Below are 14,114 nucleotides of genomic sequence, written 5' to 3' on the forward strand. Positions count from 1 at the left end.
AGCATGTGCCCGCCGCGCAATGACCGGCGGGCCACACCAAGGGGATCGTGCATGGACATCGGCTATTTCCTGAAGCTGATGACGGAAAAGAACGCGTCGGACATGTTCCTGACCACCGGCGCGCCGGTGTACATCAAGGTCGAGGGCAAGCTGTATCCGCTGGGCAATACCGGCCTGCCCGCCGGGATGGTCAAGAAGATCGCCTATTCGTTGATGGACGAGGGACAGGTGCCGGTGTTCGAGCGCGAGCTCGAGCTCAACATGGCGCTGTCGCTGCAGGACGCCGGGCGCTTCCGCGTCAACGTGTTCAAGCAGCGTGGCGAGATGGGCATGGTGATCCGCTCGATCCGCAGCACAATTCCGTCGATCGAGGAACTGCAGCTTCCGCAGGTGCTCAAGCAGATCGTCATGGCGCCGCGCGGCTTGGTGCTGATCGTCGGCTCCACCGGCTCGGGCAAGTCGACCACGCTGGCGTCGATGATCGACTACCGCAACTCAAGCACCTCGGGCCATATCCTCACCATCGAGGATCCGATCGAATACCTGCACCGGCACAAGAAGTCGATCGTCAACCAGCGCGAGGTGGGGCTCGACACCCACACGTTCCACAACGCGCTCAAGAATGCGATGCGCGAAGCGCCCGACGTCATCCTGATCGGCGAGATCCTCGACGCCACCACGATGGAGGCCGCGATCGCGTTCGCCGAGACCGGGCACCTGTGCCTGGCGACGCTGCACTCCAACAACGCCGACCAGACGATCGAGCGGATCCTCAACTTCTTCAACGAGGCCGCGCACAAGAACGTGCTGATGAACCTCGCGCTCAACCTCAAGGCGGTCGTCAGCCAGCGCCTGGTGGTCGGCCGCGACGGTCGGCGCATGCCCGCGGCGGAAGTGCTGATCAACACGCCGATGATCCGCGACCTCTTGCGCCGCGGTCAGGTGCACGAGATCAAGCAGGCGATGGAGGACTCGCTGGAGGAAGGCATGGAGAGCTTCGACCAGTGCCTGTTCCGCCTGTACAAGGAAGGCCGCATCGAGATGGAGGAGGCGCTGAAGGCGGCCGACTCGCGCGATGGCCTGGCGCTGAAGTTCCGGCTCTCCGAAGGCGGCGACGTGCACGATCCCTACGCCGACGTGTACTCGCACGGCGAGGAAATGCTGCGCTGATTGCAGGCGCGCCGGACAGCATCCGGCGCCCTGCCCCGCTTCACCCGCCCTGCGTCGCGGCAGGGCCGTAACTACGATTGCCGACGCGCCTCAGGGCGCGTCGGGCTGCTTTTCCGGCCGTGCGGCATCGAACGCCGGCAGCGCCAGGCAGGCCTGCTCGATGCGCAGCAGCGTCGGGAACGGCGACAGGTCGACGCCGAACCGGCGGGCGTTGTAGAGCTGCGGCACCAGACAGCAGTCCGCCAACCCCGGGGTCGTCCCTTCGCAGAAGGCATCGGTGGACGGATGGCCGTCAAGCAGCGCCTCGAACGCACCCAGCCCTTCCACCATCCAGTGCTTGAGCCACACCTCGCGCTCGGGCTGCGGCACGTTCCATTCGTGCTCGAGGAAGCGCATCACCCGCAGGTTGTTGAGCGGATGGATCTCGCAGGCGACCAGCTGCGCCAGCTCGCGCACGCGCTGGCGACCACGCGCAGTCGACGGCAACAGCGGCGGCTCCGGCCACACCTCGTCGAGGTATTCCAGGATCGACAGCGACTGCCGCATGCGGCGCTGGCCGTGCACCAACATCGGCACCAGCTTCTGCGGCGCGTGCTCGGCGTACTCCGGCGCAAGCTGTTCGCCGCCGTTGCGCACCAGATGCACCGGCACGATGTCGTACGGCAGGCGCTTGAGGTTCAGGCCGATGCGCACGCGATAGGCGGCGCTCGATCGCCAGTAGGAATACAGCGCCAGGCGCTCGCTCATGTGTCCCCGTTCCCCTTGGGCACCCCCGTGCCAGCCGTGCACGTTAACGCGTTCAGCGCGCGCGGGGAATGCCGCGCGCGCCGATGCTCAGACCGCCTGTCGTTCGATGCGCTGTTCGATGGCGCCGAAGATGGACTCGCCCTGCGCATCCCGCATCTCGATGCGCACCGTGTCGCCGAAGGACAGGAACGGAGTAAGCGGCTTGCCGTGCTCAAGTGCTTCCACCGTGCGCTTCTCGGCGAAGCACGAGGCACCCTTGCTGGTGTCCTGGTTGGCGATGGTGCCCGAGCCCACGATGGTGCCGGCCGACAGCGGCCGCGTTTTCGCCGCATGCGCGACCAGCTGTGCGAAGTCGAACTGCATGTCCACGCCGGCTTCGGGCGCTCCGAACCATTCGCCGTTGACGTGGGTCACCAGCGGCAGATGCAGCTTGTTGCCCTGCCAGGCATCGCCGAGTTCGTCGGGGGTGACGAACACCGGGCTCAGTGCCGAGCGCGGCTTGGACTGCAGGAAGCCGAAGCCCTTGGCGAGTTCGCCGGGGATCAGGTTGCGCAGGCTGACGTCGTTGACCAGCCCGACCAGCTGGATATGCCCCGCGGCCTCTTCAGGCGTCGGCGCCATCGGCACGTCGTCGGTGATCACCACGATCTCGGCCTCGAGGTCGATGCCGTAGTCCTCGCTGACCACGCGCACCGGATCACGCGGGCCAAGGAAGCCGGCACTGGTGGCCTGGTACATCAGCGGGTCGGTGTAGAAGCTCTCCGGCACCTCGGCACCACGCGCGCGGCGCACCCGTTCGACATGCGGCAGGTAGGCGCTGCCGTCGACGAACTCGTAGGCACGCGGCAACGGCGATGCGAGCGCGCTGACGTCGAGATCGAATGCGCCATCGACATCGCCGGCTTCCAGCTGCTGTGCAAGCGCGTTGAGGCGCGGGGCGGTGTTCGACCAGTCCTCGAGTGCGCGTTGCAGGGTCGGCGCGATGCCATCGGCGCGCACGGCGCGGGCCAGGTCACGCGAGACGACGACGAGGGTGCCGTCGCGGCCGCCCTCCTTCAGGGAACCAAGCTTCATTGCCGCTCCGCAAGAACAGTAGAGGCCGGCAATTGTAACGGCCGTGTCCGGGCCGTGGCTTCCGCCGCGGGTGAGCGCGGATCAGCGCCGGGTAGGAGCGTTGCACGTTACGAAGGCAGCCCAGACCGAACAGTGCGCGGAAACGTGCCCGCCCCATGCATTTCAGTCTGCGTTGATCGGCGTGGGTCCTCGGCAACAGCGCGCCTCACTCGTCGCCCTGGAAGTTCCCCGCACGCAGAGTGATGACCAGCGTGTCGCGATGGCCGTGCCCATCCACCGGCTGGATCGGCGTGGATTCGTGGATCACCCGCGCATCGTCGAGCAGCAGCAGCGACCACGGCTCCGACAGGGTGAAGCGTTGCCCGTCCGGGCCATCGGCGTCAAACACCCGGGTCTCGCCGCCCTTGATGGCATGCCGGCCCACCATGCACACGGCGACCAGGTCGACGCCATCACGATGCGCGCCTTCGGGCGTCGGCCGGCCGATGCCGTCGCTGGTGTCGATGCGGAACTGGTGCGCTTCCACATACCAGGGTTGCGCGCCGCGCAATGCGTCGCCGAGACCGGCAAGCCCCTGCAGCAGACCGGTCCACGCCGGTGCCGCCACCACCGGTTCCTCGACCGGCTCGAACCAGCGGCGCATGCCGCCATGCAGTGCGTTGTAGTCGCGCGGCTGCCAGTGCGCGCGGTGCGGCGCGAGCTGCAACCCGCCTGTTTCGTGGTCGACCACGAAGCACGAATGCCGGCGACGGCGATAGCGGCCGCCATCCAGCAGGTAGGTGTCGGGCGGCAACCGTTCCCAGCTTTCGCGGATGACATCGAACGCCGCCACCGGCACGCCGGCAAGTGCGGCGACGTCGTCCGCTGCAAGCACGGCGTAGCCGTGCGCACGCATCGCCCCGGCGACATCGGCAAGCGGGGTGCAGGGAGGAGCGAGATCGGGGGTCATGCGATGGTCCAGGTGTGCGGCAAGCCGCCGCGCGCGCATTGTCCTGCCACGACGCTTCGGTAACCAGCGCGCGATTGTGCCGGGCGCGGCCACGCCAGCAGGCGGAGGCAGGGAACACGAAGGCGATCCGGGTACCCGACATCGTGCGCCGGCTACCCGCGACCGCCTGCGCCGGGAATCGCCACTCACGCCAGGCATGCACGATTGCGGCCATCCACCTCGCAGCGTTCGGCTTCCTCCCTCCACAACGGAAAAACCCGCCTTGCGGCGGGTTTTTCGGACCTCCTGCACGCGGCGGGAGGTGGATCTGGCAGCCCCGGAAGGATTCGAACCTCCGAATGCCTGAGTCAGAGTCAGGTGCCTTACCGCTTGGCGACGGGGCTGTGGGAAGCGGATTGTAGCGTCGACCGGCCGGGTGCGTACAGAGGGGTACGCAGGCCCGGCGCGGTTGAATTAACGCTTGGAGAACTGGGTGGCGCGGCGGGCCTTGTGCAGACCGACCTTCTTGCGCTCGACCTCGCGGGCGTCACGGGTCATGAAGCCGGCCTTGCGCAGCTCGGTCTTCAGCGACTCGTCGTACTCCACCAGCGCGCGGGCGATGCCGAGGCGGATCGCACCGGCCTGGCCGGTGGTGCCGCCGCCGGACGCGGTGACCAGCACGTCGAACTTGTCGGTCGACTGGGTCAGCTCGAGCGGCTGGCGCACGATCATGCGCGCGGTCTCGCGGCCGAAGAATTCGTCGAGCGGACGGCCGTTGACGTTGATGTTGCCGCTGCCCTTGCGCAGGAACACGCGGGCGACGGAGGACTTGCGACGGCCGGTGCCGTAATTCTGGGTGATAGCCATGACTTAGAGTTCCAGGGGCTGCGGCTGCTGGGCGGTGTGCGGATGCTCCGCACCCTTGTAGACCTTGAGCTTGCGGTACATTGCGCGGCCCAGCGTGTTCTTCGGCAGCATGCCCTTCACCGCGGTCTCGATCACGCGCTCCGGATGACGCTCCAGCGCCTGCGCCAGCGTCTCGGTCTTGAGGTTGCCGATATAGCCGGTGAAGCGGTGGTAGAGCTTGTCGGTCAGCTTCTTGCCGGTCACGGCCACCTTCTCGGCGTTGATCACGATGATGTAGTCACCGGTATCGACGTGCGGGGTGTAGACGGGCTTGTGCTTGCCACGGAGGCGGCGGGCGATTTCGCTGCTGAGGCGGCCGAGCGTCTTGCCGGAGGCATCGACGAGGTACCAGTCGCGCTGGACGGTCTCGGACTTGGCGGTGAAAGTCTTCATGACGGAATACTGGTACTCGATAGGTCGATGGTCGGGCTGGTTCCGGGCAGGCCCTTGCGGCCGGCGGAACGTCGCCTCGCGTTTTCGGTGCAACAAAGAAGCGGAATGATAGCCGGCTCCGGCGCGTGCCGCAAGCGGCGGGACTTTCCGCACCCTGGGCCCCTGGCGCCATCGCCACGCCGGGGTGAACATGATGCCCGACCCCGCCCGGCACGACACCATGCACGCCCGACAGCTCTCCACCCTCGACCGCATCCTCGCCCAGGCCCAGCACGCCATGGACACCGTGCTCGGCAACCCGCCCGCCGCCCGCGCCAACCCCGCGGCCGACACCCCGGATGTCGAGCTCGATGCCGACGAGCGCCGCCACGCTGCAGGACTGATGCGCATCAACCATGTCGGCGAGGTCTGCGCGCAGGCGCTGTACGTCGGCCAGGCCGCGGTGGCGCGCGATGCACATACCCGTGAGCACCTGATGGCGGCCGCGCAGGAGGAGACCGACCATCTCGCCTGGTGCGCCGAACGCCTGCGCGAGCTCGACGCCCGCCCCAGCCTGTTCAATCCGCTGTGGTACGCCGGCAGCTATGCCATCGGCCTGGCGGCGGGGCTGCGCGGGGACGGCTGGAACCTCGGCTTTGTGGTCGAGACGGAACGCCAGGTCGAGGCGCATCTGGACGAACACCTGCAGACGCTGCCGCCGGCCGACCTGCGCAGCCGCGCGATCCTCCAGACCATGAAGGCCGACGAGGCGCGCCACGCGGACGAGGCCGAGCGCGCCGGTGCCCGCGTGCTGCCGCAGCCGATCCCGGCGGTGATGCGGCTGGCCTCCACGGCCATGAAGACGGTCGCCTACCGGCTCTGACGCCCCTGCAGAAACGAAAAGCCCCGCATGCGCGGGGCTTTCCTGACAGGTCGCGTGGAAGCGCACGGGTCGCTCAGTCGGCCAGGTTGCGGCCGTGGTAGAGCTCCTCGATCTCGCGCTTCAGCCGCGCCTCGATCTTCATCCGGTCCTTGAACGACAGGTTGCGCGCCCTTTCCTCGAACAGGTACTGGTCGAGGTCGAAGTCCTTCAGGTGCATCTTGGTGTGGAAGATGTTTTCCTGGTAGACGTTCACATCGAGTGCGTCGTAGCGCGACTTGATGTTCTTGGCGAGGTAGTCCTGGATCGAATTGATCTTGTGGTCGATGTAGTGCTTCTTGCCCTTGATGTCGCGGGTGAAGCCGCGCACCCGGTAGTCCATCACCACGATGTCGGACTCGAGGCTCTCGATCAGGTAGTTCAACGCCTTCAGCGGCGAGATCACCCCGCAGGTGGCGACATCGATGTCGGCACGGAAGGTGGCGATGCCGTTGTCCGGGTGGGTTTCCGGATAGGTGTGCACGGTGATGTGCGACTTGTCGAGGTGCGCGACCACGGCGTCGGAAATCACGCCCTTGGCCGCCGACTTGTCGATCACCGGTTCCTCGGAGATCAGGATCGTCACCGACGCGCCCTGCGGGTCGTAATCCTGGCGCGCGATGTTGAGGATGTTGGCGCCGATGATCTCGGCCACGTCCGTGAGAATCTGCGTCAGGCGATCCGCGTTGTAGGCCTCATCGATGTACTCGATGTAACGACGGCGCTCGTCCTCGGACGACGCGTAGCACACGTCGTAGATGTTGAAGGACAAGGCCTTCGTCAGATTGTTGAACCCCTGGAGCTTCAGGCGGGGCAGCGGCTTGACCACTCGGTCGACCTCTGGCTGGAAACGGCGAAAGGCGAATTATGGGGCAATCCGGCAGACTTCGCTGTACGGGAGTTTGCCCGGCGCGTCGGGACCGCCTACTCTCCAGTGCTTCCCCGACTGTTCAGGCAATGAGCGCACGCGCTGTGGCCGTCATCCCACCCCTCCAACGACCGGTGCACCCCCTTATGCCTACGCCGGCGACCATCGAACGATTCCTCGCCCATTGTCATCGCCGCCGTTATCCGGCGCGCACCGATGTGTTCCGTCCCGGCGACCCTGCCGGCACGCTCTATTACGTGGTCAGCGGCTCGGTCAGCATCATCGCCGAGGAGGACGACGGCCGCGAGCTGGTGCTCGGCTACTTCGGCAACGGTGAATTCGTCGGTGAAATGGGCCTGTTCATCGACACCAACCGTCGCGAGGTGATCCTGCGCACGCGCATGCCCTGCGAACTGGCCGAGATCAGCTACGAGCGCCTGCAGGCGCTGCTGGAAGGTCCCTTGGCCAACGACGCCACCCGCATCCTGTATGCGATCGGTGCGCAGCTGTCGCGGCGCCTGGTCGACACCAGCCGCAAGGCCGGGCGCCTCGCCTTCCTCGACGTGACCGACCGCATCACCCGCACCCTGCACGACCTCACCCGTGAGCCGGAGGCGATGAGCCATCCGCAGGGCACGCAGTTGCGCGTCTCGCGCCAGGAACTGGCGCGGCTGGTGGGCTGCTCGCGCGAGATGGCCGGCCGCGTGCTGAAGAAGCTGCAGGTGGACGGCAAGCTGCACGCCCGCGGCAAGACCATCGTGCTGTACGGAACCCGCTGACCCGGATGATCAGGGCGGGCCACGGCGTGCTGACGGATGCCGACCTGCGCAGCGCGTCGCTGGTCGATGCGGACGACGTCGCCGCGCTGCTGTCGGAGATGGGCTATCCCTGCGACGTCGACGACGCCGCACGCCGGATCAGCGCCATCGTCGACAACGATCGCCAGGCACTGGTGGTGGCGCGCTGCGATGGCGTGGTCTGCGGCCTACTGGCGCTGGACTTCATGTACTACCTGCCGCTGGGCACCACCACCTGCCGCATCACCGCGCTGGTGGTGCGCAACGACGCCCAGGGGCGCGGCCTTGGCCGCAGGCTGCTGAAGGAAGCCGAACGTCGCGCGCGCTTCGGCGGCGCGGCGCGGCTGGAGATCACCAGCGGCTCGCAGCGCAGCGATGCCCATGCCTTCTACAAGGCCTGCGGCTACAGCGACGGCACCCTGCGCTTCATCAAGCACCTCGGCGACGCCTGAGCGTCATGGCCCGGGAGTGCGTGGGCACCCCGGCCCCGCACGCCCACCTGCACAGCCACTGACATCACCGCGGGCTTCACGCTGCCCGTCATTACCCTGCGCGACCGGCCACCGCCGCGGTAGCAATCCCCATGGAACTGACCGACGCGTTCTGGTGGTTCGTGCTGATCGGGCTCGGCGCCCAGCTCATCGATGGTGCGCTGGGCATGGCATTCGGGCTGGTGGCGTCGTCGATCCTGCTGGGCATGGGCCTGCCGCCCGCTGCGGTGAGCGCGAGCGTGCATACCGCCGAGATCTTCACCACGGGCGCGTCCGGCGTGTCGCACCTGGCCTTCGGCAATGTCGACCGGCGGCTGTTCCTGCGGCTTGCGCTGCCCGGCATGGTCGGTGGCGTGATCGGCGCATGGCTGCTGACGCGCCTGCCCGGGGATGCGATCCGGCCGTTCGTCTACGCCTACCTGCTGGTGCTGGCGGTCCTGATCCTGCTGCGTGCGGCCGGCCGCGCGAAGCCTCCGCGCGAGGTGAAACGGGTCCCGCTGCTGGGTTTCGTGGCCGGCCTACTGGACGCCAGCGGCGGTGGCGGCTGGGGGCCGATGGCGACCTCCACCCTGCTCGCCCGCGGCGGGCTTGCGCGCACCACCATCGGCACCGTCAACGCATCGGAATTCCTGGTCACCCTGGCCATCTCGCTGATGTTCTTCCTGTCGATGGGCCTGGACCATCTGGAGACCGTGCTCGGCCTGCTGGTCGGCGGCATGGTCGCGGCGCCGCTGTCGGCGGTGCTGGTCAGGCACGTGCGCGAGCGCTGGGTGCTGGGCGCGGTGGGCGTGCTGGTTGCCGCGATCAGCGGCTACAACATCGTGCGCGCGGGACTGACGATGTTCTGAAGCGTCCGGGCACTGGCCAATTCATCGCCAGTGCAACAACCCCGCCTTGCCTGCCAACGACTTGCCCCACTTGTGCACAGCTTTCGCCATGCCCCATCCACACGCGGTGTGGACAGAACGCGCCGGTGACAGCGCGACTCGCGCCGGGGCTCAGGACGCCACCGGCTCCCCGCCGCGGCCCGCGCAACCCCAGTTGAGGATCGGCGTGCCTGGCGGCAGCACGCGCCGGAACAGCTCGATCGCGCCGTACTTGGGGTTGACCACCACCGGCGCACGCGCGGCGCGCAGCAGTGGCATGTCGGCGGTGCTGTCGGAATAGGCGATGTCGACGCCGTCGTAGCCGGCCTCGCGCAGCATCCGCATCTTCTCTTCGGCGTGGCAGTGGCGGGTGACGAGGATGGCGCCGGCACGCGGCCCGGTCAGGCTGCCGATCACCGGCACGGTCTCGTGGGCGACGAAGCCGAGGATCGCGCGGGCAAGCTCCGGCGGAGCGCCCGTCGCCACGACCACGCGGTCGCCGGCCATGCGGTGGCCGTGCAGCACGTCCAGGGCAACCGGCAACAGGCGGCTGCGCAGTTCGTCGGTGTGCTGCGCCACGTAGCGGTCGATCAGCAGGTCGAGCGTGCGCGGCCGGTGCAGGCCGACGGTGCCGATCCAGACGAAGCCGGAGATGCCGCGGCGGCGCGTGGGCAGGAACGCGATCATCGGGCCCAGCACCGGCGTGGCCAGCAGCGCCAGCGCCATCCGCCACGCGCTGCGCCTGATCAGCCAGGCGAACAGATGGCTGCCGGAGTCGCCGTCGTAGAGGGTGTGGTCGAAGTCGAACACGATGGTCGGCGCGCCCTCGCGCTCGATCGGAAACGGCAGCGGCGCGTTCATGCCGCGGCCTCCGCGAAGAACAGCCGCCGCAGGGCCTCGCCCGGATCGGGTTCGCGCATGAACGCCTCGCCGACCAGGAACGCGTGGATGTCGGCCGCACGCAGGCGTTCGACGTCGGCGCGCGTGTGCACGCCGCTTTCGGTCACCAGCCGCCGCCCGCCGGTGACGCGGTCGCGCAGCGACAGGGTGGTGTCGAGCGAGACCTCGAAGCTGCGCAGGCTGCGGTTGTTGATGCCGATCAGCGGCGGCCGGCCCGCATGCGCCGGCAGTTGCAATGCACGCGTGAGCTCGTCGCCATCGTGGGCCTCGACCAGCACGTCCATGCCCAGCGACTGCGCCAGCGCCGACAGCGACTGCAGCGCGTCATCGTCGAGCGCGGCGACGATCAGCAGCACGCAGTCGGCGCCCAGCACGCGCGCCTCGTGGATCTGGTACGGGTCCACGACGAAGTCCTTGCGCAGCACCGGGAGGTCGCAGTTCGCACGTGCGGCGACCAGGTACTCATCGGCGCCCTGGAAGAAGTCGCGGTCGGTGAGCACCGACAGGCAGGCAGCACCGGCGGCGGCGTAGCTGCGCGCGATGTCGTCGGGGCGGAAGTCCTCGCGGATGACGCCCTTCGACGGGCTCGCCTTCTTGACCTCGGCAATCACCGCCGGCCGCCCATCGGCGATGGCCCGCTCGATGGCACGGGCGAAGCCGCGCGGTGCCGGTGCGTGCGGCACCCGCTCGCGCAGTTCGTCCAGCGGGCGGACACGCCGGCGTTCGGCGACCTCCTCGCGCTTGCGTTGGAGGATGCGTTCGAGGATGTCGGTCATGGGCCTGTTGCTGCGACGGAGGAACCGCCGCCATTGTCCCCGTTCGCGCCGCCTTCCGCCTGCGCCAGTGCGACCGTGGTGGCGATGAACCCGTCCAGCTTCCGGCGTGCGCTGCCATCGGCGAGCACCGCGCGTGCGCGCTCGATGCCTTCGGCGATCGAGTCGACCACACCCGCCACGTACAGCGTCGCGCCGGCGTTGAGCAGGACGATGTCGCGCGCGGGGCCCGGCGCCCCATCCAGTACCGACAGCAGCATCGCCTTCGATTCGGCCGCATCGGCCACCTTGAGATTGCGGCTGGCCGACATCGCGATGCCGAAGTCCTCGGGATGCACCTCGTATTCGCGGACCTCGCCGTCGCGCAGTTCGCCCACCAGGGTGCCGGCACCGAGCGAGAGTTCGTCCATGCCGTCGCGGCCCCACACCACCAGCGCGCGTTCGGCGCCCAGGCGCTGCAGCACGCGGGTCTGGATGCCGACGAGATCCGGATGGAACACGCCCATCAGGATCGCCGGCGCATGGGCGGGGTTGGTCAGCGGGCCCAGGATGTTGAAGATCGTGCGCACGCCCATCTCGCGGCGTACCGGCGCCACCACCTTCATCGCCGGGTGGTGCACCGGCGCGAACATGAAGCCCACGCCGGTGCGTGCCACCGATTCGGCTACCTGCGATGGCTGCAGTTCGATCGCCGCGCCCAGCGCCTCGAGCACGTCGGCGGCGCCCGACTTCGACGACACACTGCGGTTGCCGTGCTTGGCGATGCGCGCACCGGCGGCGGCGGCGACGAATGCGGAGCAGGTGGAGATGTTGAAGGTGTGCGCGCCATCGCCACCGGTGCCGACCACGTCGACCAGGTGACGTCGGTCGGCGATCTCCACCGGACGCGCGAACTCGCGCATCACCGCGGCGGCGCCGGCGATCTCGCCGACGGTTTCCTTCTTGACCCGCAGGCCGGTCAGGATCGCCGCGGTCATCATCGGCGACACCTCGCCGCGCATGATCTGGCGCATCAGATCGACCATCTCGTCGTGGAAGATCTCGCGGTGTTCGATCGTGCGCTGCAGCGCGTCCTGCGGGGTGATGGGCATGCTGGATCCGTGGGGTCGCGAATGCGGCGGATGACCTTACCCGCAACCGCCGGCCGCGCGAAACCCGCGGGCGTGGATCGCAGCGTGCCGGGTGCCGCTCAGCGCACCAGGAAGTTCTTCAGCAGCGCGTGGCCATGCTCGGTGAGGATGGATTCCGGATGGAACTGCACGCCCTCCACCGGATGCTCGCGGTGGCGCAGGCCCATGATTTCCTCGATGCCGCCGCCGTCGTGCTCGGTCCACGCGGTGACCTCGAGGCAATCCGGCAGCGACTCGCGCTCGACCACCAGCGAGTGGTAGCGGGTGGCCTCGTAGCTGTCCGGCAGTCCGGCGAACACGCCCAGCCCGTGGTGGCGGATCGGCGAGGTCTTGCCGTGCATGATCCGTCCCGCACGCACCACCCGGCCGCCATAGGCCTGGCCGATGCCCTGGTGCCCGAGGCACACGCCGAGGATCGGAATCCGCGGACCGAGCGTTTCCACCACCGCCACCGAGACACCGGCCTCGTTCGGCGTGCACGGCCCCGGCGAGATCACGATGCGCTCCGGCGCCAGCTGGTCGATCTCGTCGACGGTCAGCTCGTCGTTGCGCACCACCCGCACCTCGGCGCCCAGTGCCTGCAGGTACTGCACGAGGTTCCAGGTGAAGCTGTCGTAGTTGTCGATCATCAACAGCATCGGTCGGTCCGCGCGCAGGGGTGGGCGTAAAAGGCGGGCAAGCTTAGCAGCCGCAACGACCCCTGATGGCGGCGCCACCCATGCCGCGGGACACATGCGTGGCAGGCCCTGCGCGGCATACTGCGGAAGTCCGCATCCGCGATGCGGCCGCCATTCACGAGGAGCCCCGATGCCACCTGTCGCCGAGCCCCCATCCAGCGCGTCCAGCACGTCCCGCCTGCTGCGGTTCGTCAACCTGCGCCAGGGCGAGGGCACACCGGTGCTGGTCGCGGCCCTGTTCTTCTTCTTCGTGCTGACCGCGCTGATGCTGCTGCGGCCGGCGCGCGATGCGCTCGGCATGGAGCGCGGCATCGACAGCGTGCGCTGGCTGTTCATCGGTACCGCGGTGGTGACGCTTGCGGTCAACCCGGTGTTCGGCTGGCTGGTCAGCCGCTTCAAACGGCTGCAGGCGATCGGTGCGACCTACGGCTTCTTCGTTGCCAGCCTGGTCGGGTTCTGGGGGCTGCTGATGTTCGCGCCCGGCGCCATCGGCGCGCGCAGCGGACAGGTGTTCTACGTGTGGTTCAGCGTGTTCAACCTGTTCGTGACCATGGTCTTCTGGGCGCTGATGGCCGACCGTTTCACGAGCGACCAGGGCAAGCGGGTATTCGCGCTGGTCTCGGTGGGCGGCACGCTGGGCGCGATCTTCGGCCCCTGGCTGACCTCACGGTTGGCCGAACCGCTGGGGACGCCGGCGCTGCTGCTGGTGGCGGGCGGCCTCCTGCTGCTGGCTCTGGCCTGCGCATGGCTGCTGGTGCGCCTGCAACCGGCCACCACGGGCCACGGCGCTGCGCGGTCCAGTGATCGAGAGCGTATCGGCGGCAGCGCATGGGCGGGATTGCGCGCGGTGTTCGCCTCGCCGTACCTGGCCGGCATCGCCGGCTATGTGCTGCTGATGACGGTGGTCGCGACCTTCATCTACTTCACCCGCCTGCAGATGGTTGCAGCGGTCGCCGACGACATGGATACGCGCGCCGCGATCCTCGGCAACATCGACATGTGGACGCAGGTGGCGGTGCTGGTACTGCAGGTCACGCTGACCGGCCGGATCATCCGCCGCTTCGGCCTCGGCGTCGCGCTGGCGATCCTGCCGATCGCCACCGCCATCGGCTTCATCGGGCTGGCGATCTACGGCTCGTTCGTGGTGCTGGTGCTGCTGGAGGCCACCAACCGCGCGGTGCAGCGCGGCATCACCCGGCCCGCGCGCGAGGCGCTGTTCACCGTGGTCGCGCGGGAGGACAAGTACAAGGCCAAGGCCTTTATCGACACCTTCGTGTACCGCGCCGGCGACGTGGTCGGCGCGCAGACCGAAGGCATGCTCGGCCGGCTGGGCCTGGCCATGGGTGGACTGGTGAGCGTGGTGATCCCGCTGGCGCTGGTGTGGGCGGTGCTGGCGCTGTGGCTGGGGCGCGCGCAGGCGCGGCGGGCGGTGACGGGCGATGCCGGAGACACCCTCACCCCTGCCCCTCTCCCGCGCGCGGGAGAGGGGTAGTGCG

General features: G+C 68.5%; 16 protein-coding genes and 1 tRNA gene. 6 read left to right on the forward strand and 11 right to left on the reverse strand.

The genetic code is table 11. The features are described from left to right. Nucleotides 1-51: 51 nt before the first annotated feature. Nucleotides 52-1,170, forward strand: a complete 1,119-nt coding sequence (locus LDO11_RS13750; protein WP_232142042.1) for a PilT/PilU family type 4a pilus ATPase — start codon at nucleotides 52-54, stop codon at nucleotides 1,168-1,170. Between the two features lie 90 nt (nucleotides 1,171-1,260). Here LDO11_RS13750 and maiA read toward each other — a convergent pair whose 3' ends face one another. From maiA to rplM, 6 genes are all read right to left on the reverse strand, one after another. Further along, the gene (maiA, locus tag LDO11_RS13755) at nucleotides 1,261-1,917 is read right to left on the reverse strand and encodes a maleylacetoacetate isomerase (protein WP_129135102.1); all 657 of its coding nucleotides are present in this window, start codon (nucleotides 1,915-1,917) and stop codon (nucleotides 1,261-1,263) included. Between the two features lie 87 nt (nucleotides 1,918-2,004). Then, nucleotides 2,005-2,991, reverse strand: a complete 987-nt coding sequence (locus LDO11_RS13760) for a fumarylacetoacetate hydrolase family protein (RefSeq protein ID WP_232142043.1) — start codon at nucleotides 2,989-2,991, stop codon at nucleotides 2,005-2,007. Between the two features lie 205 nt (nucleotides 2,992-3,196). Further along, complete coding sequence (locus LDO11_RS13765) at nucleotides 3,197-3,940, reverse strand: 2OG-Fe dioxygenase family protein (protein ID WP_232142044.1); 744 nt, start codon at nucleotides 3,938-3,940, stop codon at nucleotides 3,197-3,199. Between the two features lie 308 nt (nucleotides 3,941-4,248). Further along, a tRNA-Gln gene (locus tag LDO11_RS13770) sits at nucleotides 4,249-4,323 on the reverse strand. A 70-nt stretch (nucleotides 4,324-4,393) separates the two neighbouring features. Beyond that, nucleotides 4,394-4,786 carry a 30S ribosomal protein S9 gene (rpsI, locus tag LDO11_RS13775; protein ID WP_100324398.1) on the reverse strand — a complete coding sequence of 131 codons (393 nt, stop codon included), beginning with the start codon at nucleotides 4,784-4,786 and terminating at the stop codon, nucleotides 4,394-4,396. 3 nt (nucleotides 4,787-4,789) lie between these two features. Next, nucleotides 4,790-5,218, reverse strand: coding sequence for a 50S ribosomal protein L13 (rplM, locus tag LDO11_RS13780; RefSeq protein WP_100324397.1), 429 nt, complete (start codon nucleotides 5,216-5,218; stop codon nucleotides 4,790-4,792). Nucleotides 5,219-5,438: 220 nt separating this feature from the next. Here rplM and coq7 point away from each other — a divergent pair, with 220 nt between their 5' ends. Continuing rightward, nucleotides 5,439-6,080 (forward strand): 2-polyprenyl-3-methyl-6-methoxy-1,4-benzoquinone monooxygenase, encoded by a 642-nt coding sequence (gene coq7 / locus LDO11_RS13785; RefSeq protein ID WP_232142045.1) that lies wholly within the window; start codon nucleotides 5,439-5,441, stop codon nucleotides 6,078-6,080. A 73-nt stretch (nucleotides 6,081-6,153) separates the two neighbouring features. On the opposite strand, the gene speD is transcribed toward coq7, so the two are convergent. Then, a complete protein-coding gene (speD, locus tag LDO11_RS13790) occupies nucleotides 6,154-6,945 on the reverse strand; it encodes an adenosylmethionine decarboxylase (RefSeq protein ID WP_232142046.1) in 792 nt (263 codons plus the stop codon). Between the two features lie 185 nt (nucleotides 6,946-7,130). Between speD and crp the strand changes: the two genes are divergently transcribed. The 3 genes from crp (at nucleotide 7,131) to LDO11_RS13805 (ending at nucleotide 9,120) form a co-directional block, all read left to right on the forward strand. After that, nucleotides 7,131-7,763, forward strand: coding sequence for a cAMP-activated global transcriptional regulator CRP (gene crp / locus LDO11_RS13795; protein WP_129135097.1), 633 nt, complete (start codon nucleotides 7,131-7,133; stop codon nucleotides 7,761-7,763). 5 nt (nucleotides 7,764-7,768) lie between these two features. Next, complete coding sequence (locus tag LDO11_RS13800) at nucleotides 7,769-8,233, forward strand: GNAT family N-acetyltransferase (RefSeq protein ID WP_232142047.1); 465 nt, start codon at nucleotides 7,769-7,771, stop codon at nucleotides 8,231-8,233. 131 nt (nucleotides 8,234-8,364) lie between these two features. Beyond that, complete coding sequence (locus LDO11_RS13805) at nucleotides 8,365-9,120, forward strand: sulfite exporter TauE/SafE family protein (protein ID WP_232142048.1); 756 nt, start codon at nucleotides 8,365-8,367, stop codon at nucleotides 9,118-9,120. Nucleotides 9,121-9,270: 150 nt separating this feature from the next. On the opposite strand, the gene LDO11_RS13810 is transcribed toward LDO11_RS13805, so the two are convergent. The 4 genes from LDO11_RS13810 to LDO11_RS13825 form a co-directional block, all read right to left on the reverse strand. Further along, complete coding sequence (locus LDO11_RS13810) at nucleotides 9,271-9,999, reverse strand: haloacid dehalogenase-like hydrolase (protein WP_232142049.1); 729 nt, start codon at nucleotides 9,997-9,999, stop codon at nucleotides 9,271-9,273. After that, complete coding sequence (gene trpC, locus LDO11_RS13815; protein ID WP_232142050.1) at nucleotides 9,996-10,814, reverse strand: indole-3-glycerol phosphate synthase TrpC; 819 nt, start codon at nucleotides 10,812-10,814, stop codon at nucleotides 9,996-9,998. The genes LDO11_RS13810 and trpC overlap by 4 nt, the downstream gene beginning before the upstream one ends. After that, nucleotides 10,811-11,902: an anthranilate phosphoribosyltransferase gene (gene trpD, locus LDO11_RS13820; protein WP_232142051.1), complete on the reverse strand. Its 1,092-nt coding sequence runs from the start codon at nucleotides 11,900-11,902 to the stop codon at nucleotides 10,811-10,813. The genes trpC and trpD overlap by 4 nt, the downstream gene beginning before the upstream one ends. 98 nt (nucleotides 11,903-12,000) lie before the next feature. Continuing rightward, nucleotides 12,001-12,579, reverse strand: coding sequence for an anthranilate synthase component II (locus tag LDO11_RS13825; RefSeq protein WP_232142052.1), 579 nt, complete (start codon nucleotides 12,577-12,579; stop codon nucleotides 12,001-12,003). A 169-nt stretch (nucleotides 12,580-12,748) separates the two neighbouring features. On the opposite strand from LDO11_RS13825, the gene LDO11_RS13830 reads away from it, so the two are divergent. Continuing rightward, the gene (locus tag LDO11_RS13830; protein WP_232142053.1) at nucleotides 12,749-14,110 is read left to right on the forward strand and encodes an NTP/NDP exchange transporter; all 1,362 of its coding nucleotides are present in this window, start codon (nucleotides 12,749-12,751) and stop codon (nucleotides 14,108-14,110) included. The last annotated feature ends 4 nt before the right edge of the window (nucleotides 14,111-14,114 follow it).

Origin of the sequence: Alterluteimonas muca, from assembly GCF_021191595.1 — a bacterium.
Lineage (GTDB): Bacteria > Pseudomonadota > Gammaproteobacteria > Xanthomonadales > Xanthomonadaceae > Luteimonas > Luteimonas muca.

Bases quoted from the DNA above. Each gene is read 5' to 3' on its own strand.
- crp (WP_129135097.1), top strand. From the start codon at position 7,131: ATGCCTACGCCGGCGACCATCGAACGATTCCTCGCCCATTGTCATCGC.
- maiA (WP_129135102.1), bottom strand. From the start codon at position 1,917: ATGAGCGAGCGCCTGGCGCTGTATTCCTACTGGCGATCGAGCGCCGCC.
- LDO11_RS13810 (WP_232142049.1), bottom strand. From the start codon at position 9,999: ATGAACGCGCCGCTGCCGTTTCCGATCGAGCGCGAGGGCGCGCCGACC.
- LDO11_RS13765 (WP_232142044.1), bottom strand. From the start codon at position 3,940: ATGACCCCCGATCTCGCTCCTCCCTGCACCCCGCTTGCCGATGTCGCC.
- rplM (WP_100324397.1), bottom strand. From the start codon at position 5,218: ATGAAGACTTTCACCGCCAAGTCCGAGACCGTCCAGCGCGACTGGTAC.
- LDO11_RS13805 (WP_232142048.1), top strand. From the start codon at position 8,365: ATGGAACTGACCGACGCGTTCTGGTGGTTCGTGCTGATCGGGCTCGGC.
- trpC (WP_232142050.1), bottom strand. From the start codon at position 10,814: ATGACCGACATCCTCGAACGCATCCTCCAACGCAAGCGCGAGGAGGTC.
- LDO11_RS13830 (WP_232142053.1), top strand. From the start codon at position 12,749: ATGCCACCTGTCGCCGAGCCCCCATCCAGCGCGTCCAGCACGTCCCGC.
- LDO11_RS13750 (WP_232142042.1), top strand. From the start codon at position 52: ATGGACATCGGCTATTTCCTGAAGCTGATGACGGAAAAGAACGCGTCG.
- trpD (WP_232142051.1), bottom strand. From the start codon at position 11,902: ATGCCCATCACCCCGCAGGACGCGCTGCAGCGCACGATCGAACACCGC.
- LDO11_RS13825 (WP_232142052.1), bottom strand. From the start codon at position 12,579: ATGCTGTTGATGATCGACAACTACGACAGCTTCACCTGGAACCTCGTG.
- rpsI (WP_100324398.1), bottom strand. From the start codon at position 4,786: ATGGCTATCACCCAGAATTACGGCACCGGCCGTCGCAAGTCCTCCGTC.
- coq7 (WP_232142045.1), top strand. From the start codon at position 5,439: ATGCACGCCCGACAGCTCTCCACCCTCGACCGCATCCTCGCCCAGGCC.
- LDO11_RS13760 (WP_232142043.1), bottom strand. From the start codon at position 2,991: ATGAAGCTTGGTTCCCTGAAGGAGGGCGGCCGCGACGGCACCCTCGTC.
- LDO11_RS13800 (WP_232142047.1), top strand. From the start codon at position 7,769: ATGATCAGGGCGGGCCACGGCGTGCTGACGGATGCCGACCTGCGCAGC.